The 19,398-nt window shown below is 53.5% G+C and carries 23 protein-coding genes and 1 pseudogene; 11 read left to right on the forward strand and 13 right to left on the reverse strand.

What is annotated here, in order from left to right; translation table 11 throughout:
• Positions 1–7: 7 nt before the first annotated feature.
• Together moaC and DLM46_RS01605 are read left to right on the forward strand one after the other, a co-directional pair.
• Positions 8–487, forward strand: coding sequence for a cyclic pyranopterin monophosphate synthase MoaC (gene moaC / locus DLM46_RS01600; RefSeq protein ID WP_115098951.1), 480 nt, complete (start codon positions 8–10; stop codon positions 485–487).
• Positions 488–626: 139 nt separating this feature from the next.
• Positions 627–1,610 carry a tyrosine-type recombinase/integrase gene (locus DLM46_RS01605; protein ID WP_115098952.1) on the forward strand — a complete coding sequence of 328 codons (984 nt, stop codon included), beginning with the start codon at positions 627–629 and terminating at the stop codon, positions 1,608–1,610.
• Positions 1,611–1,730: 120 nt separating this feature from the next.
• On the opposite strand, the gene DLM46_RS01610 is transcribed toward DLM46_RS01605, so the two are convergent.
• Positions 1,731–2,384 (reverse strand): TIR domain-containing protein, encoded by a 654-nt coding sequence (locus DLM46_RS01610; RefSeq protein WP_133300282.1) that lies wholly within the window; start codon positions 2,382–2,384, stop codon positions 1,731–1,733.
• Positions 2,385–2,779: 395 nt separating this feature from the next.
• Between DLM46_RS01610 and DLM46_RS01615 the strand changes: the two genes are divergently transcribed.
• A complete protein-coding gene (locus DLM46_RS01615) occupies positions 2,780–3,781 on the forward strand; it encodes a DNA translocase FtsK (protein WP_115098954.1) in 1,002 nt (333 codons plus the stop codon).
• A 43-nt stretch (positions 3,782–3,824) separates the two neighbouring features.
• Here DLM46_RS01615 and DLM46_RS38920 read toward each other — a convergent pair whose 3' ends face one another.
• The 7 genes from DLM46_RS38920 to DLM46_RS01645 all read right to left on the reverse strand — a co-directional run bounded on the left by DLM46_RS38920 (position 3,825) and on the right by DLM46_RS01645 (position 8,888).
• On the reverse strand, positions 3,825–4,025 hold the full coding sequence (locus DLM46_RS38920) for a hypothetical protein (RefSeq protein WP_133300283.1): 201 nt from the start codon (positions 4,023–4,025) through the stop codon (positions 3,825–3,827).
• Positions 4,026–4,074: 49 nt separating this feature from the next.
• On the reverse strand, positions 4,075–4,878 hold the full coding sequence (locus DLM46_RS01620) for an HNH endonuclease (protein ID WP_115098955.1): 804 nt from the start codon (positions 4,876–4,878) through the stop codon (positions 4,075–4,077).
• 53 nt (positions 4,879–4,931) lie between these two features.
• Complete coding sequence (locus DLM46_RS01625; protein WP_115098956.1) at positions 4,932–6,332, reverse strand: tetratricopeptide repeat protein; 1,401 nt, start codon at positions 6,330–6,332, stop codon at positions 4,932–4,934.
• Positions 6,333–6,571: 239 nt separating this feature from the next.
• Positions 6,572–7,039: a hypothetical protein gene (locus DLM46_RS01630; protein WP_165847890.1), complete on the reverse strand. Its 468-nt coding sequence runs from the start codon at positions 7,037–7,039 to the stop codon at positions 6,572–6,574.
• A 102-nt stretch (positions 7,040–7,141) separates the two neighbouring features.
• Positions 7,142–7,477 (reverse strand): hypothetical protein, encoded by a 336-nt coding sequence (locus DLM46_RS01635; protein ID WP_115098957.1) that lies wholly within the window; start codon positions 7,475–7,477, stop codon positions 7,142–7,144.
• Between the two features lie 151 nt (positions 7,478–7,628).
• Positions 7,629–8,375, reverse strand: a complete 747-nt coding sequence (locus DLM46_RS01640) for a hypothetical protein (protein WP_133300284.1) — start codon at positions 8,373–8,375, stop codon at positions 7,629–7,631.
• A gap of 177 nt (positions 8,376–8,552) precedes the next feature.
• Entirely contained in the window at positions 8,553–8,888 is a 336-nt protein-coding gene (locus DLM46_RS01645) for a hypothetical protein (RefSeq protein WP_115098959.1), read from the reverse strand.
• A 54-nt stretch (positions 8,889–8,942) separates the two neighbouring features.
• On the opposite strand from DLM46_RS01645, the gene DLM46_RS01650 reads away from it, so the two are divergent.
• Positions 8,943–9,635, forward strand: a complete 693-nt coding sequence (locus DLM46_RS01650) for a hypothetical protein (RefSeq protein WP_115098960.1) — start codon at positions 8,943–8,945, stop codon at positions 9,633–9,635.
• Positions 9,636–9,673: 38 nt separating this feature from the next.
• Here the strand turns inward: DLM46_RS01650 and DLM46_RS01655 are convergent, their stop codons facing one another.
• The 3 genes from DLM46_RS01655 to DLM46_RS01665 form a co-directional block, all read right to left on the reverse strand.
• On the reverse strand, positions 9,674–10,162 hold the full coding sequence (locus tag DLM46_RS01655; RefSeq protein ID WP_115098961.1) for a hypothetical protein: 489 nt from the start codon (positions 10,160–10,162) through the stop codon (positions 9,674–9,676).
• A 92-nt stretch (positions 10,163–10,254) separates the two neighbouring features.
• Positions 10,255–10,569, reverse strand: a complete 315-nt coding sequence (locus DLM46_RS01660) for a hypothetical protein (RefSeq protein ID WP_115098962.1) — start codon at positions 10,567–10,569, stop codon at positions 10,255–10,257.
• 35 nt (positions 10,570–10,604) lie between these two features.
• Entirely contained in the window at positions 10,605–12,215 is a 1,611-nt protein-coding gene (locus DLM46_RS01665; protein ID WP_165847891.1) for a lysozyme inhibitor LprI family protein, read from the reverse strand.
• Between the two features lie 196 nt (positions 12,216–12,411).
• Here DLM46_RS01665 and DLM46_RS01670 point away from each other — a divergent pair, with 196 nt between their 5' ends.
• Complete coding sequence (locus DLM46_RS01670) at positions 12,412–12,588, forward strand: helix-turn-helix domain-containing protein (protein ID WP_244305784.1); 177 nt, start codon at positions 12,412–12,414, stop codon at positions 12,586–12,588.
• 174 nt (positions 12,589–12,762) lie between these two features.
• On the opposite strand, the pseudogene DLM46_RS01675 reads toward DLM46_RS01670, so the two are convergent.
• Positions 12,763–13,335: pseudogene (locus tag DLM46_RS01675) on the reverse strand (recombinase family protein); the annotation flags it as partial.
• 328 nt (positions 13,336–13,663) lie between these two features.
• Here DLM46_RS01675 and DLM46_RS01680 point away from each other — a divergent pair.
• The 6 genes from DLM46_RS01680 (at position 13,664) to DLM46_RS38925 (ending at position 18,595) form a co-directional block, all read left to right on the forward strand.
• A complete protein-coding gene (locus tag DLM46_RS01680) occupies positions 13,664–14,566 on the forward strand; it encodes an abortive infection system antitoxin AbiGi family protein (protein WP_133300286.1) in 903 nt (300 codons plus the stop codon).
• Between the two features lie 285 nt (positions 14,567–14,851).
• The gene (locus DLM46_RS01685) at positions 14,852–15,244 is read left to right on the forward strand and encodes a GIY-YIG nuclease family protein (protein WP_115098967.1); all 393 of its coding nucleotides are present in this window, start codon (positions 14,852–14,854) and stop codon (positions 15,242–15,244) included.
• Between the two features lie 44 nt (positions 15,245–15,288).
• Complete coding sequence (locus tag DLM46_RS01690; protein WP_133300287.1) at positions 15,289–16,014, forward strand: hypothetical protein; 726 nt, start codon at positions 15,289–15,291, stop codon at positions 16,012–16,014.
• A gap of 527 nt (positions 16,015–16,541) precedes the next feature.
• On the forward strand, positions 16,542–17,399 hold the full coding sequence (locus tag DLM46_RS01700) for a DUF3800 domain-containing protein (RefSeq protein ID WP_165847892.1): 858 nt from the start codon (positions 16,542–16,544) through the stop codon (positions 17,397–17,399).
• 112 nt (positions 17,400–17,511) lie between these two features.
• Positions 17,512–18,048 carry a hypothetical protein gene (locus DLM46_RS01705; RefSeq protein WP_115098970.1) on the forward strand — a complete coding sequence of 179 codons (537 nt, stop codon included), beginning with the start codon at positions 17,512–17,514 and terminating at the stop codon, positions 18,046–18,048.
• Entirely contained in the window at positions 18,041–18,595 is a 555-nt protein-coding gene (locus DLM46_RS38925) for a hypothetical protein (RefSeq protein ID WP_133300288.1), read from the forward strand. Before DLM46_RS01705 ends, DLM46_RS38925 begins: the two co-directional genes overlap by 8 nt.
• A 15-nt stretch (positions 18,596–18,610) precedes the next feature.
• Here the strand turns inward: DLM46_RS38925 and DLM46_RS01715 are convergent, their stop codons facing one another.
• Complete coding sequence (locus DLM46_RS01715; RefSeq protein ID WP_115098972.1) at positions 18,611–19,135, reverse strand: hypothetical protein; 525 nt, start codon at positions 19,133–19,135, stop codon at positions 18,611–18,613.
• Positions 19,136–19,398 lie beyond the last annotated feature (263 nt).

Raw genomic sequence — 19,398 nt, forward strand, 5'->3', positions numbered from 1 at the left:
CCCAACCATGCCTGAACTCACCCATTTCGACGCCGCCGGCCAGGCGCATATGGTGGACGTCGGCGGCAAGCAGGAGACAAAGCGCATCGCTGTCGCGCGCGGCTCGATCCGCATGCTGCCGGACACGTTCGCGCTGATCCGCGACGGCAACGCGAGAAAGGGCGACGTGATCGGCATCGCGCGCATCGCCGCGATCCAGGGCGCAAAGCGCACCGCCGATCTGATTCCGCTATGTCATCCGCTCGCGCTGACGCGCGTCAAGGTGGACTTCGAGCTCGATGAAACGCTGCCCGGCGTGCATTGCACGGCTCAGGTGGAGACGCTCGGGCGCACCGGCGTGGAGATGGAAGCGCTAACCGCCGTGCAGGTCGGGCTGCTGACGGTGTACGACATGTGCAAGGCGGTGGATCGCGGCATGACGATCACCGATGTGCGTGTGATGGAGAAGCACGGCGGGAAGTCGGGGGATTGGGTGGCGCAGAGTTAAGGCGTTGTTTTCAATGACTTTTTCCCTCGACGCACTTAGCATTGTCCGGCGAAACGGTGCTACCGCTGACGACATCGCGGGCTTACGGAAGGACGCTTAAATCGATCTTGCTCCAATCCTGCTCCACTAGAGGACAGGAATGGCCGCAATTCAGCGTAGAAAAGACAGATGGCAAGCACGAATCCGCCGTCGAGGATTTCCCGTCGAAGTCAAGACCTTTGACACCCGCCAAGATGCTGAACAGTGGGCGCGATCCGTCGAAACCGACATGGATCGGGGAAGTTTCGTCAGTCGCAGTGAAGCCGAAGCGAACACGCTTGAAGACATCATCGAACGCTACATCACTGACGTAATGCCGACACTGAGAAGTGCGACGGACGAAATATCGCGGCTTCGGGCTACTTGCCGCACCAGACTCGCGAAACTTAGCATGGCCGCGTTGACCCCAAAGGCAGTCGCGGCTTATCGGGATGATCGGCTAAAACAAGTGAAGCCCGCCACCGTGATTCGGGAACTGGCCTACCTATCGGCAATCATCAACCATGCGCGTCGAGAATGGGACATCAACATCACGAACCCCGTCGCGTTGATCCGTAAGCCACCATCACCCCAAGGTCGAGATCGGGTGCTGTCCGCCGACGAGGAAGCACGGCTTCTTGCGGAACTTGTCCCGACTGGTCGCATAAACGTGTGGCTGCTTCCCGCAACTATCCTGAGCTTGGAAACAGGTATGCGGCGTGGCGAACTCGTCGAACTGCGGTGGTCGAATGTCAACCTTGAAGTCCAGACCGCTTATCTACCGATGACCAAGAACGGGACAGCACGGACGGTCCCATTGTCCAAGAAAGCGGTTGCCACTCTGGCTGCCCTTCCGCGTTCCATCGACGGCAAGGTCATCCCGGTCAAGGGCAACACGCTGCACGCGGCGTTCAGGAAGGCATGCAAACGTGCTGGCATCGAGGACCTCCACTGGCACGACCTTAGACATACCGCGATTACACGACTGGCGCAGAAACTGCCGAACGTCATCGAACTGGCCGCCGTCTCGGGCCACCGCAGCTTGGCGATGTTGAAGCGGTACTACCATCCGTCAGCTACCGAGTTGGCACGAAAGCTCGGCTGACAGGTCTCAAGGGGCGGCACTCTATGGGTGTCGCCAGTTCTGCCCTGACCTCTTGATGGTTACTGGCCCGGTCGCAGTGATCGGCGGGACACCGGACGCACCAGCATCCTTCGCGCCCTTTCAGAACGGAATCTGGTCATCAAGCGAATCAAACGTTTTGGCACCGGTTGAATGAAACGTGAACTTATCCTCGTTCGTCTCGATCCACAGCCACGCCTTTTCGGTCACGCGGACGCCGGGATAGGAATCCCCCCGTTCATCTTCCAATTCGACAGCCTCAATAAACCCCTTCACCTTCAATCGCCGCATTCCCAGATTGAAGCCCAAGTTGTTCAGCCCCGCACGTTCGCAATCGTTTCGCACGTTCCAGAGCGAAGTAGCACCATCGTCCTGAGCGACGCTGCTGGCGGCAACGACCAAGACATTGAGTTCTTGTGACGAGAGCCCATCAACGCTGGCGACACTTGCCTGTTCCGCCATCTCTTCCAGCACTTCCCCCTGTTCAAGCATCGCTTTCAAACGTTCGGTCAGATTGTCCTTGAATGCCTGAAAGTCCCTTGGAGATTCGGTTTTGTAGGTGACGACGGCCCGGTGCTGGATGTCGAACGGAAACCGTTTCCCGGCCTTTTGCCGTTCATCTGAACAAGCCATCACGACGGGCCGTCCGGCTGCGTAAGCGAACCCAAGCTCATACCAGACGTTCGGATTGTCTTCCGTGATGTCCGCAAGACATACCGCCGCCCGCTTGATGTTCTTCTCGATTGCTTCGACCAACACCGTCGCCGACGAATCCTAATCGACCCGATAGGCCGTCATCCCGGCAGTTTCAATGGCGGGTTTGTACAGATCGTCGAATCGCTTGTTGTAGATGTCGGTGAACGGTTGAATCACGAAGCACATTGGCATAGGACACCCTCACTTTACCCATGGGAGGAATTCAACCGCGAAATCCCATTTCTGCGTCAGGGCGTTCTCGTCAGTTCGATTGACGCTGGACCTACGACCCTCACGGTGACGGATTGTATCGGTTCGAAGTCCGCTTGACACATGGGGAGCCGTGGCCCCAATAATTTGTAACAATCGGAAGGTTAGAAGTCGTCCGACGCTGTTCTTCGTTTCGAGACTTACGTCGCATTCGGCACGAACCCGATCTTCGGAGAAAAACGCAAATGAATGAAGCATCCACCGGCTACCCTGACCTCATCGCAGCAGCCACGGCAGTCCTTGTCGCTGAACAGTCGGTTTCCATCTCGCTGTTACAGCGAAAATTTCGACTGGACTACAACGATGCCCTGCCGCTGATGGACACGCTCGAAAAACGCGGCGTAGTGAGCGCACCTCATTTCAACCGCTTCCGCACCCTTACCCCGGCATATATGAAGCCACTGGCGACGACACCGGATATGTCCAAACGGGAGAAGCACATTCGTCGCGTCTTCGAGACGGCACTGTTTCTCTGGGAAGCCCATGAGGAAGGGCAAGGAGGGAATACCAATGCGATCCGCATTCTCTCGCCGTATGGAAACAATGCGAATACGCGACAACAGCGAAACGTTGTATTTACAACGCTAGATCACGCGCCACACAGATCACTGCTGACAGCAACGAGCGCCCTTGCCAATTGGCTGCCACATGATCGACAAGGGACCGTCGATCACGGTGACATCATGGATGAGCTTACGGCCTTATGTTTGGCAGAGAACCGGGGATACCAGCGCATCACGGACAGAGAAGAGAAGATCGAACGATCCTACGTGCGACTTGCCCGTTACATCCGTCGCATATTGACGGAAGACGCCCCACCGAACACAGAAATCTTTCTGCATTTCATTCCGAATGAGTTCGTACCACGCGGCAAGGGCAAAAATGGCTCAGGATGGGACGAGCACGTTGTTCCGCGTAAGTACCATCTTCAAGCCTGTCTCGAACTATTCAAGGGAGGATGGACGATAGAAGATGTTGCGCGAATCTTGAGGTGCAGCCTCACTGTAGTTCCTATCACTGTAGAGCAGAGCGCACTTCTGGATTCCAGCCTTGGAAACGGCGGATTGGGCTTGAAGGAAACCATGCCGGACGGTTGGCGTATCGGCATCGACTGCATCTATGCACGTCTTCACAAGGCCAACATCGAATTCGAACCAGCAAGCGAGACTGCGGCATGCACGTGCTGATGCCACAGCCACGCACGATGCGGCCTTGGCTATTCGTTTGCTGTCAGTGCAGCAGTTCGCTGCTGACCGACCCCGGTCCAGTGTCGGGCACGGCGGACGCAGTGCCCGACACTGGACCGGGGTCGATCAGCCTGTCTTCGTTGTAGGTCTGAACGATAGATTCCAGCAAGGACGCGAACCGCGTCACGATGGACACAAAGTTCCCGGCGATCAGGCCGTGTGCGTATGGTAGGACGTAAGCCACGGTCAGGTCTTCGTCTCGGTTCGAGGTGACGACCGGCGAGAAAGCCTCTTCATTTAATCTCAGTTCCAGCGCGTGCTTCTGATTGATAGGTGCTTGTTGGTTCAGTGGAAGATGGGTCCGCCAACGCCTTCAGTATCGACTTCAATTCGTCAATATCGATGGCCGGGCGCTGTGTATGAAGCATGGCATGACAATTCGGGCAAACCGGTCGAAGGTCTTCGACGGGATCGACTTCATATTCGACGCCAATGCTTGCGATGTCGGTCAAATGATGTACATGAATAAAGCCCTTCCCCATCGGTCCATAGGCTTTCTCGAAGTCGAAGCTACACACGTAGCACGTCGCTTTCCAATGGCGGATACACTTGGACCTCGCCCTTGGGTCTCGCTCGTATTGATTCACGAGAACTTGCTTTGTCGCTCCCTCAATGAAGGTTTGCTGATCAGCCGGAATCTCATCGGGGTAGACAACAAGCGGTTCGCGGGACACCATGTCCGAGAATTGGTGCTGACTTACATCGCCGCTCAGACCGCACTTTATACAATACTTGTCTGGACTGATTTCAAAGCCGTTTGACTTCAACCAACTGAGCAAATCAACAAGGCTCTCGGACGTAACTTTTGCGTAGTTGTTTCCAGTCCACGGATTTAAACTATTCGGGTTCGATCTATCGGGCAACTTGTGACTTGCTCGATGAATTTTGAGGTAACGGGTTCGTGTCTTGACGGGAGTGCTTTTATAGATATTTGCAAGATATCCTGCTGAATGATTTTGCAACCAAGCCTCGTAACCCACATCGTCATCAACCCAATGGATCGCGCCCATCAATCCCCCATTTATATCAAACATCATATTCGCACGACACAGCACAACTTGCGAAGTTCCATACCTCTCCCACGGGAAAACTAGTTCTGGAACGATTCAAGAATCCCGTTCCTAAAGTAGAGGTAATTTCCGCCACCGTAGACCCATTGTTCATCTGTACCGGAAGCGGTGTGCGTTCGATTGATTCGTTCCGGGCGTCCCCACTTTGACGCCAGAGCTTCCTGCTTAGTCATTCCAAGAATCACGCCCCCTCTCGCTTCTTTGATGGACAATTCATGTTCTTTGGTAGCAGCGCCGTTCGCACCAATTCGGGCGGCGACGGCCAGAGCCATTCCGGCATATGTCCCGGCCAGCGGATCTTTGGCACCCTTTCTCATCAAACAATTCGCAACGGCCAAAGAGGCTTCTCCGGCAATCAAACGATATCGCCCAACGTGAGCATCATCAAGCCGCATTACGCTCGCAGAATAAGGGCAGGGAAGTCCCAAAAACCCCTCTGCCTTCATTTTTGCCGACCAATACTCTCCCGAGTAGATAGGGTTTATTTGAGCAAAGTATGAGTTGGCTTTGGTTATGTCCTGCGTTATCCCGATCCCTTCTGCATAGGCTTGTGCAAGGCCGGCATAAATGTACGGGTAAGGAGAAACTCCATTGACCTTGCCGGTTTTCTCATCGACATTACTCAACCACAGCTTTGTCGCTCGAAGACTATCCCTCGCGACTCCCTCCCCACGAAACAACAACCATGCGTAGAGATTCTTTACGTCGGGGTCGTCGTTTATGTAGGGTTCAAGAGTCTTTGCCGCCAACTCGGGATTTCGCGGCCCACCAAAACCGTAATAGTAAAACTCGGCTTGCTGTAGCCTCGCGTAGTTCACAAGACCTCTTTTTGACGCCTGCGCCCCCTGCGTCTCAACCTGCTGCCAATACGCCAACGCTTTGCTTGGGCTCTGCTGCACTCCCACAGCACCACTTTCGTACAAGTCAGCCAACTTTAGCTTGCCATCAATGGTTCCTTCCGCTTTCATCAAATACGAAAGCCCAAGCGCGGGTACCTTGGCGTGGTGCAAGTAGTAGTCGCCAATCTGTGCATAAGCCTCCAACGTCCCAAGCTGTCCAGCCTTTTCAAGCACCGCCAACCCGCCCTCTGGGTCTTTCGGCACGCCATCTCCGTCCAGCAAACGTTCACCGTAGTCCAGCATGGCCTCCGGATAATCCTTTTTTGCTGCTCGGGACAGGAACTGAAGCGCTTGCTGGTCGCTCTTGGGAAGACCTTCACCATACCTGCTCATCTTGTATCGATAGTACAAAGAAACCGGGTCGTCGTCCCGCGCCGCGAATACTTTCACGGCTTTCGCGTAGTCCTTGGATTCATACGCCTTTACCCCATCTTCAACGCTAGGGGTGCACGCGGAAAGGCTTGCAACCACGGAAATGGCGAAGGCCGATCCCCAAAAAAGTCCGAATCCTGATTGACGCATAGTCCCCCCGATACACCGCACGAGACGAGCCAAACATCGTGGTGTTGATTTATGCTCCTACGATACGGTCTCTGCCGAATCAGGAATGTTCGCTGCCGAACAAGTCATCGCCTGTGCTTCGGGTCTTCCGCGACGGCCAGCCATAGGCAGTGTCAATTAGAACGTTAAACGTCGGTTTTGATCGTTGCAACCACCGGCGCAGTAACCAACTAACGCCGAGAATCGCGAGATGGCGTGCTTCAGTCCGGGTTCAAGAGCGGCTTAACCCCGAAGACAGCCCCGGACCTAATCTGCGTTTCCAATTCATACGCTTGCTTGCTCGTATCGACAACTGCAAACTGGTACTCGAAGTGACGGTGTATGTACGCCTTGGTCAGCCGATCCAGCGTGTTTTCGCCCGATGCGAATTTTCGCAATTCGTCCAGCCCCAAGCTTGGAAGCACAAGTCGATTCGCCACATACACGCAGAACTGGTCGCCGCTGAGCCGCCCGGACGCGTGGCTTGCCAACCGTGTGACCAGCCCGTACTTCTTTCTCTGCGCCAGTTGCGCCTTCTCGAATTCCCTTCCCGACATCCCGCAGTAGATGAACGCATGGTCGTGCCAAATCGCATAGACACCAGCAGCCAGCGCCGGTATTGCAGGATTGGGCCAGTCTTGGAATTTGAACCGCTGAGAAAAGTCTATGGTGCTTTCCGTGTCGCTCATCACGTATCGAATCCGTCATTCCGGTCCGATATGATCGGGTCCCGCCATGAATGAAGCAAGCCGCGATCCGATCTGACCAATCTCCCAACGGTCATCACACGCTCACTTTGACGGATCGACCGTCCCTTTCTTGCCGGTGTAGGGATTCACGTTCCCTTTCGACGACCAGTTATCGTACTTGGTCCCGTTTGGATTGGTTTGGTGATGGCCGCTTACATAGGTGCCGTTGCTGCGCGTGTAGCCGCTGACGTAGTGCTCGCCGCTGCTACTTGAATGGTAGCTGCTGTGTCCGCCGCTGCTGCTTGAATGGTAACTACTGTGTCCGCCGCTGCTGCTTGAATGGTAACTACTGTGTCCGCCGCCCAATCCGGCACCACGCGCAAATGCAGTGGACGAGATCACGCACAAGCAACAGACAGCAATCGATTTTGCTTTCATGGTGGTCCCCGGAAGGTGAGTTTTGAATTGTCGTCAGCTTTTTTACAAGACGTTGCCGATGCCTTGCGATTCTATAACCACGCCCAGAATCGCCCACCTAGCAAAAACACCGATTAAGGCGTCGGTTTGATGACAGCGCCCGGCGAATCGACTAGCTGTCGTTGACCAAGAGCCGGTGAGCCCTATTCATGGCATAGTCCAGCAAGACGACCCCGTTAAACGTGGTTCCAAAATGATGAGAGAAGACGGCGTCATCAATCGACCACGCCGCCGACCCGCTGAATCCCTGCATTACGATCAACAGCCAGACATCTTCAACGCGTTTCCGGTATGCAGCAGCCCTGCGTTCCTTCCTGTCAATCGTGGCCTGCACATCTGCTGGCGATGCCACCGGGACCCACCATGCACTCACCGGCTGCCACCGGGAGCGAGGACAGTTCGGATGGTGATGCAGCCAGACCGACGTGAATAAATCCGACTCGAAATCCGTACCGTCTTTTAATCTAGCCGACAACACATTCGAAGGTATAGAAGTGATCCGGGAACCGACTATCGCCGCAAGGTCGGTCGCCGCAGCATCTTGGTCCTTCGGCCTAAGCGCTGCATGCTCACGAAATACCACCTTCACATCAAGGCAGTCCGCGTTGACGCTGCTCAGAAAACGCTTTTGAGCCTTTTCGCAAATCAACCTACGGGTTTCTTCGACCGCACGCAGCTTTCCGCGTAGCATCTCGGTCACTTCAACGCCGTACTTTCCTCCCGGCGCTGCCACGAGAATATCCGGTTCTTCGCCTGTTGCATCGATGGTCCCCAGCGGCCAGCACGTCAACAATCCCTGAGCACGCTCGAAAAAGAACGATTCCGCAAGCTTTCTGCGTTTGGCTTTGGTCGAATTCACGTCGCACCCTTTCTAGTCAGAGTGTGGCATCCGCCCTTGGACCGCCAACGCAAACTTGGTCGCGAAGTCCACGGCGAAAGCTGCGTCGGATATGGTCAACGCCGATGCATCATGCATACGCTCCCAGTTGTAGTGCCCCCCGATCATACGGTGCATTACGGGTACAACCGATTCGAATCAAACAAGCTCACTGATGTTTACAGCCAAGGCGAGCATTATGGTCATGCGCTCGCTCCCGGCTGCGGCATCATCGAGATACCCTTCAAGTTCGCGGGCGAATCGAATGGCAGCATCGTCGAGTCCAGCGGAAGATGAAGGCGGCCAGCTGCGTGACCGTCTAGAGAGGAGCGCGATTAATTCACCGGTCGCCACGTCAACGGCTTCCGCGCTGTACCCGAACGCTTTTTCGAGGTCTTCTTCCTGCAAACTACACTCGGCGTTCTTCAGACGGGTCCGCACCGCCGTTGATGTCACCAAATCGGCCACGGACAGATCAGAAAACAGCCCGCGCACTGCTATGATCGCTCGGTAGCGAAGCTACGCACATATCTCCGACAGCGAGAAACCATGCGCAAACTCATCTTCGTGTTGTTCTTCCTACTTGCAGTTTCGATCAGATGCTATGCTGAAGACACGCCGCATTATCAAGTCGTGTCGGAATTTGTGCGGGAACTTGTCGAGACTAAAAACTATCAGGACGTAGCGAAAGCCGACTTCGATTCGGCTCGTAAAGAAAACTCGCAAGCAGTGATGATGGCGATCATCCGCAACGGTACGCGCATCAAGCTAAAGCTTGCTGCTACGATCGGTCGGTTGCAGCAGATGCAGTTGAGTCACCCGTTCGAAACACTCCTTCCTACGTTGATCGAGTTCTATAACAGGAAGATCGAGCTATACGATGACATGGTGACGACGGCAAAGACGTTTGCTGACGGACCTAAGCCGGGCGTTGATTACGGAAAACTTTCATCGCATATGCCAGAAGTAACGGCTCAGGTCGAGTATGTTGATGAGTCGATCTTTAAGATGACGCCGCTGGTGTTTGCTTTGATCATCTCCCAGAAGCCGGACAGTCAGAACCACCTTAGCCACTTGAGCATCACCCGAAAGCAAGCGCAGCAATTGCTGACTTCATTGCAGGAAGGGTTTGGCCGGTCAATGAACGCCAAGGAACAGGATTGGACTGTAAGTTCAGCGTCGGTATTGCGCACCTACCTGAGAGACAAGGGCTACAAGTACGCGGACGATCCGTGGCAATAGCCGTGTGACTGACCGGTCCTAACTACGCCACCTGCATCTCAGTGCAGCAGTTCACCACCGGTCGGCGCTGAACTGGCCTCAGCAACGGCTGGCACCGTGCCGGAACCGCCGAAGTCGAATAGCCCGTCATCGTCATAGGTCTGGACGATGAATTCCAGCAATGACGCGAACCTGTTCACGATAGACACGAAGGTTCCGGCAATCAGTCCCCCGCTGAACGGCATTGCATATGCCACGATCAGGTCTTCATCCGTATCGATGGTGAAGACGGGAAGGAACACGTCTTCATTCAGCCGCTTCGCCAGCGCATGTTTCTGGCCGATGGGCGCTTGCCGGTTCAGTGGGAGATACGTGCTGAACCGAATGAACTTTCGGTCCGTGATGATGGAGATGCGATAGCCTACGCCAGTTTCCGTGCGCAGCCGGATGCAATCGGGCTGCACCGCGTAGGGAATCAAGCCGCTATCGCGGAGATGTGCGTCAAGGGTTTCGATAGAAATCTCAGCTTCCGTGAAGATTTTCGTCAATAGGCTCTCCTTCCGTGGATTCTGCCGGTCTTGGTTGAACAACCGGGACGACATCCGGCGTACTGTCGTCCCGCTATGGCAGCCTTGCGGGCTTAGTCGTTCGCCGGACCGGCGAACTTCTTGCCGAACGTGGTCAGATGTACATCCTTGCCAAGGTTGTACTTACGCGTCTCCGCTGGATGTACGCCATCGGATTCATCAACTTCGATGATGCCGTCGATGTCGGTGTAGTTCCAGCTTGCATTCATGCCGCTCGCGGTCGTGCTGGCCTCATATTCGCAGCCATCACACGAACGCTTGTCAGTCAGCGTGACGCGCTCGCTGCCGTCCGTGATCGTGCCGATGACATGTGCGTTCGCTGCCGTCACGCCAGCAGCCAGCAACAAACCGATAATCAATTTCTTCATTGAATTCCCCTTATGTTACCCATATCGACAATCAGTCACATCGCAGACAACGCGTTGATGCGTGCAGCAGTCACATTGAGCAAACACGCTGCATCGTCACACGCGTTGCGTTCCTTCAACCAGTCCCGCTGCTGCTGTTTCAGGGTCGCTTGATCCGCCGATTTGGACGCCGCCGCATGGTACACAGCCGTAAGTCGGCGATCTGCATCCGCCGTCTGCGGACTGGAACAAATCAGCTTCTCGATCTTCGAAGCCGCCTTCGAACAATCGAACGATGCGACGATGGCCGCTGGTGTGGACTGTCCCGCTTCCGGCTGCGTCACATCACTGGCCGGAACCGCTGTACTCTCCGGCACTGGCGATGCCGGTACGTCGGCCACTGCACCATGATCCCCGAGAACCGCCGCAAGGCTTTGCGTCATCGGGCATTGCTGATCGAGCGCAGCAGCCAGCTTCTTGAAGTTTTCATATCGACCGCCGAACACCATGCTGGTCTGCATGGTGAAGCCGATCCGACCCATGTCCTTGTCGCCGACGATTTTTTCGAATGCGTTCATGCGGCACGTGCACTTTTCGACGCCGAGCGACTTGCTGCACGATTGGATCGCGTTGTCCTTGAAGTCCTTGTCCCACGGCTTTGTGTTCACGGATGCGGCGGTGATGTCGGGCGTCGAGAACGATAAGACTTCGTAGTAAGCGGCATACGTCCGCAGCAGCTTGTCCGTCGCAGCATCGCCCCCCGCGTCCACGGAGACGATCTGGACACCTTGTTTCCGCTCGGCTTCATCTGCCGGTGTCGCGACTTGGTACGTGATCGGCATGGTGATCGTCGTATCTGAGACCGGCGCAAAGCCATGAACCTGCATCATGGCCGTGAAGATTTCACTCTGATGCGCCGCCCGTTCCAAGTCGTCCTTCGGAAATTCGATTATGAGATTCGCCGCACACTGGACGTTCTTCGACTGATCGTTGCGTGCCGTCTCATGCATCGCGTCGAGACTCACCTTGATCCGCTTGTCGGCAAGCGCCCACATCAGGTCAGGAATACCGGACTTGGCGAGTTGACCGCTGTACGTATCGGTTACGTATTGCTTCACCGATACTGCGCCACAGTCCAGCTTTGCAGCGCCATCGAACAGGCTGGCGAGACTGAACGACGATCCACCGGATGAAGCGGGTTCGGCGGCGTGGGGGTCATCGTCACCCGAACCATGCGTGACGAATAGAAGACCGAACACGACGAAAGCATATGCGACAGCGCATGCCAGCGCCGCCAGCACCGGCTTCACCATCGACTTCTTCGCATAGGTCTTCCCAAGACCTTCCTTCACATAGCGAACCTGATGTCGTCCCGATGCGACGTACCAAATGAAGAAGTAGATCAACCCGCCGCCGTTGATGAACCCGCGAATGGCGTCATTGCCAGCGGCAGTCTTGCCCGCGAAGCCGACCGTCACTGCCGCCATCGCCGCCAAGACGACGAGACTGACGAGGAACCAGACCTTCGAAGCGGCTGCCCGTTCCGGCTGGCCGAGTGCCTTCCAGTTGGACGCTTGTAGGTACGAACCGAAGGCGGGCGTGAAGACGAAACTGAGACCGGAGACGGTCGATGGATTCCAGATCGCCTGATTTTGAGTGTTCTGCATATAGGTTCCCCCGCGTTGTTGTGCTTCTTCTGGTCCTCGATAGGGACACGCCATCGGTCCCATCACGGACGCAAGTCCGAAACTTTACCGAAAACCAAACTCAAAGTGTGTGGTTTTTGACGAGCGACGCCGGGACACTTCCGGCATGGCTAACCCAACTCAAACATGTGATGCGCAGCGGCTGTTCGCGACGAACATGCGGCGCATTCGTAAAGAGAAAGAGTTGACGCAAGAACGAGTTGCGGAAGCGGCGGGACTGCATCCGAACTACATCAGTTCGGTCGAGCGTGCCGAGCGCAATATTTCGATCTGTAATATCGAGCGGATCGCCATCGCTCTGAATGTCACGATGGCCGAACTCGTTTCGCGATGACGCTGTAGGCTTATGAAGCAGCCGCCGATTGCGCGGTAACCGATTCTCGTGGCTGCATGTTGGTCTGGTGGCTGCTGGTCATGCACCGCGCGACTTGCGACGATCCGACCAGTCAATCAGTGCGCATGGCACGCCATCAGGTCCAATGCCGGTCAGGTCGTTCTGCATCGATGCCATCGACTGCCGTACCCTCATGACGGTTTGACGGCTGGTTTTCATCTCTCGGGCAATCTGCGCGATGGACACACCCGCATTCAGTTGGCCGATGACCGTCGCACGCTGCGCTTCGGAAAGTGCGGACGGACGCCCGAACGTCTTTCCTTCAGTCCGAGCGCGACGAATCCCAGCCTGAGTACGCTCGATCAACAAATCGCGTTCGAATTCGGCGACGGCGTTAATCACTTGCATCGTCATCCGACCAGCCGGACTTGTCAGGTCCACGCCGCCAAGGGCCAGACAGTGGACGCGAACCCCGATAGATGCCAATCGTTCGACCGTTGCACGAACATCAATAGCGTTTCTTCCGAGCCGGTCGAGCTTCGTGACGATCAGCAAGTCTCCTTCTTCCAGCCGATCCAAGAGCTTCGCGAAACCCTTGCGTTCTAGTGCGGGCACGGACCCGGAAACTGTCTCGGTGATGATTCGCTGCTTTGCTACTGTGAACCCGGCTGCTTCGATTTCTTGTACTTGATTGTCCGTCGTCTGATCGACGGTCGATACGCGGCAATAGCAAAATAGTCGAGTCATTGGCACCTGTGTATGTCCGAAATGGGAGTACGAATATTACCAGGTGTCCGATACGTATACAAGCTATATTTCGTACAGGTCAAAACCGGGGTGTACGGCACCGGTCGATTTTGGACATCCCTCCGACCCATTGCGTGGCGCTCGGGTCGAATCTACTTCCGTGCGTAAGAGGGCTACTGCAAGACGCGAATTCACGTCCTTGCGCTGAGACTAGCCTATTCGCCTGCTGCGATGCGCAACATGTGGCCGGCGGTCCTCCTTGGGTGGCTGAACCATGTAGCGGTGCCTACCATCGATTCGCCGTGCGAATCCAAGTTCCATTCCTGATGTGGCAAAATCCACTCTCCGTGCAACCAACATTTATCAAAAAATACCGAAAATCAGTCCATACAAAATCCATTTTAAGAAATACCCCCGGATCGACAAACACACTTCAACAATGAAAATACACTTTGCATTCGGAAGCGACGCAAAAACCGGAAATATCAACTCACAAGCGGAAAAAACACTTGAGTATATATTAATCCCCAAGCGCCTTCGAGGTTCTACTTGCGAGGAATTCATTCCCGCATTTCCCAATCCTAATTCCCTTTGGGGCGACATAGGAAATTCCAAGATTGGAAGTGGCAACGGCATAGTTATTGAAAATTGGAAACGCCCGCCACCGGTTTCATTCCTGCCCAATCAAGTCTGCATGTTTTGCATGACCGACATTCCTTTCCGAAAACTGGCATCCTCACCACATTCGGGTGAGTATGGAAAACTAGGAATTGCGTTTACGAATCAATTCATTAAGAGGATGGCGGCACGTCCAGTCCTTTACTACGAGATCGACGATCTCAAAACTGATCCGCTGGTCCTTCAATATCACGAAGCGCTAGAAAAACACAGCGAAACTCTTGACTTGCTTAGGCGACAACTACTTACATTTCGAAAACCAGCAAAACTTTGGCCTGATTTTCTTGAGTCTAAGGTCGCTAAAATTGAGATCATCAACGGACAAGCAGAGTTATCGGTTTCGCATTACTCAAGATATCCGGTCGGATATGATTTCACGAAGGAGCACGAAGTCAGAATTTGCCTCCAAGCTGACAATCCATATATAGACTTCTCGGAAGAGGACGTCCAATCTCTTATCGCGCCAAACGAGCACATAGCTATGATGTTGCGTCGCGAACTCGAAACAAAATGGAAGGCGATTCCTGAAATATTGATTTTTCCACAAAATTAACCGGCTAGATCTTCAATATTAATCGTTGAAGCACTTCATCGATGGCTAGTTCGATTTGCTTCGCCCAGACACACCGGTGTCCGGTCGGATTTAGAACCACCAAAACACTGGTTCTCGAAGGTATACACGTCTGCTACGAAATTCGTCTAGGGCCTTAAAGAACTAAGGCGAGTGTGCCGACAACCGGTGTGTGGACTAACATTTGTCCCATGACGATTGAACAACCGACTACAAGACACCGGGCTTTTCCGCAATGGCGCACAGCGGCGACGACACGACATCGCAATGACTGTAACAATTGAATTTCTAAGGCAATCTATAGACTCCTCCGCAGCCCTAGCGTGCCAGTGGTTCGAAGCTCAGTCGGCACCGAAAACACGTGAAACGTTCTTTGCGCGGGGACAATTAGGGGACGTAGGAAGCGGTGCGGTCTACGTTTACTACTCGGCTGAAGGAACCGCGTTATATGTCGGACAGACGGGAAGGACCGTTAAGTCACGTCAGCATGACGAGACATCGCCTCACAAGCTAAAAGAATGGTGGAACCAATGGGTCGTCATGCGCTTCGTGAACGTCGAAGACCACATGGACCGCCTCAAATTGGAATTCATGTTAATTTTGGCCTGCCGCCCCAAATACAACCTCGCGCACACTGGTTTTCGTGGACAGCATAAATGAGTTTATTCTCATAATAAATCCACCCTGACAAGTTAAAAACCACCATGCTAAAACTTACACTCGCTTTCATTCAAATTCTTATTGGATTTTATTGGGCTGGTGATATGGCCCGACAGAACCCGAAGATTAATGATTTCGTAGCGCATCTTGAAGACGGCTATGGAAGCTTCAATGATCGCCTAAAAGATATTAAGGTAATTGAAGGGTTGGCCGCCCTAAGAAAGCTCTACGGTTACATTGCCGCAATCTCATTCGTGTTGTTTTTCGTTCTACCAATACTTGTTGGCGCAAATCGCCTCCTAGCCGGATTCATCTCAACGGTTGGAATGGCAAGCGTATTTGGTTGGTTTTCAATAAAATGGTGCATGGACCACAAGAAGGCAGTCGCCGAGGTTGGATCGCAAGCTGGACTTTTGATTTTTGGTCCTGTGATTCTTGGCGCCTTCGACTTACTCATGGGGACTCGATTTATGACAATCCTCTGGGAGAGCCTATCTAGAATACCGGCGCCGGCTGGCTTCCACATCCCATATTTAACCAATCCTATTGCTATCGGCGGATGTCTTTCTCTTCTTTTTGCAGTCTTCCTTGCCGTGTACTACCTAATCGCGTGGGTACTTACAGTACCAGCCGCGTTTTTCTCGGCGGTGCTTGTATTGTTACCAGTAGCAGTCGCAAGAATGGTCCATACTGTCGCGCCGCGAAAAGCCTTTGTTGGTTTTACCTTGGTACTCTTCACGATTGCAACCCTGTGTTTGGTATGGCTTTAAAGAGGAGAACAGTCCCACCTTCACCCGCTTCCTTCAGCTTGGCGACGCCCTATGCCTGTCGGCAACGCCGGTCCTCATAGTCTTTCCGGGCGACGGCAGCCAGCATATCCGGCATCATCGCATTCAGTGTATCCAGCATCCGCCCGGTGATGTCATCGGTCTGGCTGGTCACCCGTCGGTCTGATTAGGATGGTTCGCATATCACCAGACCGATTTGGGTTCCCGCAAGGGGTTTATCGAACCGCCGAAGCACCGGTTCGGCTGATGTATACCCTTCCGGCACCATCACGCAATTTGAAGCGGGACGACGACGGACATCGCCGGAAGCTGGTTAGCCATATCCGTTCCGAAAGGAGCCGCGCTGAAATGTCCTAGCGAAACGCTTACTTGGGTATCATCTTCATGCCGCAGCACGTAACTGGTGCCGTCGAGTTACCTTGATCCTGTACGGGGGTACTCACATCCCACTGGATCATGCGGTAGTGAGATAGATACAAGCGAAAGATCGACGACTTCCGGGGAGCGCCGTGCGCTGGTACGCTGACAATTCAGAGCTAAACGGGATTCGCGACGCAGAGATACCGGACATCCTTGTATTCGGTGGTGTCGCTGTACCCGTGCAGTCCGAGCAAGCTCTTCGGAAGGCCATCGAGGAAGTCAAAGAACGGTTCGGGCATCGCAGAGCGCCGGTGAAGTGGAATTTCAAGGACTTAAAGTCACTTTATGAAAAACAGAATAAGGAAGGCCTGTATACAAGGCTAAGAGATTCGTCCAAGGAATGGAGAGAAGAAGTCTTTAAAGCGGTAAATAATTTCGACTTTACCATTATCATTGCGTGCATAGAGTCCTACAGCATCAAGCGAGACAACATTAAAGACAAGAAGGACATGCTGACACGCCACGTCTTTTCAAACGCACTCATGAGGCTTGGCCTTCACGCACGGGACAGGAAACCCGATTGCGTCCAGGTCGTCCTCGATTGGCCCGACAAGGGAAAATCCAAACCGTTCGATCTGGAATATGCGTCGGCCTTCTCCCACGGGCGAACCTACGACAAGGACGTGAACTACAGTTCCGGTCGGTTGGCGAACCTCGGCTTTCTCGACAGCCCCGTATACGCAAACATGCATCACAGCACCATGCTGCAATTTGCCGATTTAGTCGTGGGGGCCACAAGGGAATTGATCGAGTGCGCATACGAAAAGAAAGAATCGGCTTTTGGTGTTGATGTCCTCAAACACGTTTCGTCTCATTTCCGAGGCGCACCAAAATCCATATGTGGCCGTGGCATTAGCGTTCCCAGCGGAAATGTCAGATTACGAACAGCAATTGAGCGGTTCGTTAAAGAGAACCTGAATAACAGCATCCCAACTCAAATAATGTAAAGCTATATCGCTAACGATATAGTATGCTGACCGCCAGCATTCGACGCGATCACAAGAGCAACGACGCATCAGACCGAAATCTGTGCGACAGCAATCTTTCGATAAACCAACCATGGCACTTGACACATTGATCGCTGCCGGTGCTGCTGTCGCAGCAATAGTCTCGGCTCTTTATGCGTACCGAAGCGCTGATATAGCGAAGAGAGCATTGAAGCTAAGTGAGGCGGATTTCCGCGAGAAACACGACAGCCTCATGCCCTATCTTATCGACGCAGTCACATGGAAATCTGGCGAGTTGCGTATGGCGTCGTTCGCCTGTTCATTCACTAATGGCGCAACGACACCGAATACGCTGATCCGAATTGATCTTGTTATCCACGTGTATGACAAACAGGGCGCGCCATCCGAAATAATCCTGAACCCCACCACCGGCAGCACCCCGCCGAAGTGGGATTTAACCCCGCTGCCAATACCGCTGAATTTGCAGCCAAGATCGACCATCTCAGGTTGGATCAACTTTAAATTACCGAAAAATCTTTATGAAGCGTGGCGGGTTGACATGTATCAGATATTGGCACTTACCTCCACCGGGGAGAAAGAATCACTTGACGCATACATTCTAAAGACCATTGCGGACGAAGATGAATAAAAGTAAATTACAAAACCCGACACCGATAGTTGCTGATGGCGGTATCGCAACGACTGGCGTTGGCGAAGGCAGATTGGTTCCGGCACTCATCTTGGACTGTGATGAAAATCGCCCCTTGCATGAACTCATCGTCCTTCACGAAGATACACCGCCCGGGGACGTTATCGTAACGTGGGGAAGACCCCGGTTCGACAAGTCTGCCGCTTTCCTGGTGCTTGAATTCAAGAGACCGATTCATACGAAAGTGGTTCTTTCATTCGATGTCGCCAAACAAGGCGGACTAGTTGATGGAATCATCCATGCCAGAGGCGTCTACCTGCAATCAAAAGATTTTGGTCGCACCGTTTCGGCTGGCCTCAATAATCCCAAGATACTGGTGGAAATTCCGGCATCAGCAACGTTCCCTGGTTGGGATTCGCAATATCAGGATGTGCTTGTAAAGCAATTTAAGCGGCATGGATTCTCGCGCACGGAAGCCAAACAGGCCGCCGCAGCACATATGTCGCGACTTCGAGAACTATGGCATAGCCGCATGAAGGCTAAATGACCCGCCACTCAACGCTTACGTGTCCAAGAAGTCCCAATCGTTTCCGACGGCCCATCGAAGCGCAGATAGCTTACCGTGAAGCATTTCCAACTCATAGCCGTTAAATACGATCAAATCGTCTTCGTCAAACTCGTCTTCGATCTCTTTGGCAGTCTTCTGCGCACCGGCCCATATGTCGTCAACGATACAGTTTTGACGCTCAGGGTTCGCATACCATTCACCGTGGCTGACAATCTTCACTGCGCCTTCTTCGATCTCTTGCCGATTAGCTAGATAACACCGGTTATACCAGACCTGTTTACGAAGTCTCTTAATGGCTTCGTATATCTCGTCCAATGTACGCGGCTTGTCTTCGCACGCGTCATCATAGTCGTCGTCATCTTCGTCACAAGTGTCGTCGCTATCGCGGTCGGAAACTACCAACGCTTCGATAGGAAGGTGATCGGCTTCAGCACTGCTTTCAGGCAGAAGCTTGTTGTTCTCGTCTTCGTAAAAAAGGGCTTCCACTGAGTTGGAAACGATAATTTTATTTTGATTCATGGTTTGCTTCTATATTAAGTTAATGTGTCCATGCATTCATTGTTGACTACGCCGCGACAGCGGAACACGAAGGAATGCATCGAAATAAAGAGTTATATGCGTGCTTACTTGTGAGTCTGTCTATCGAACATGCAGGCCTGAACAATCCGACAATACGTAAGTGCGCCTTGATCTCCCTCCTTCCCGGAGGGAACCCTACGCCGGGAAAAAGACCAGTGACGAAGTGGCGAACGAAGGTCATTTCTGAAAACTTTTTCTTACTT

It is taken from the genome of Paraburkholderia lacunae, assembly GCF_003353175.1.
Classification (GTDB): Bacteria; Pseudomonadota; Gammaproteobacteria; order Burkholderiales; family Burkholderiaceae; genus Paraburkholderia; species Paraburkholderia lacunae.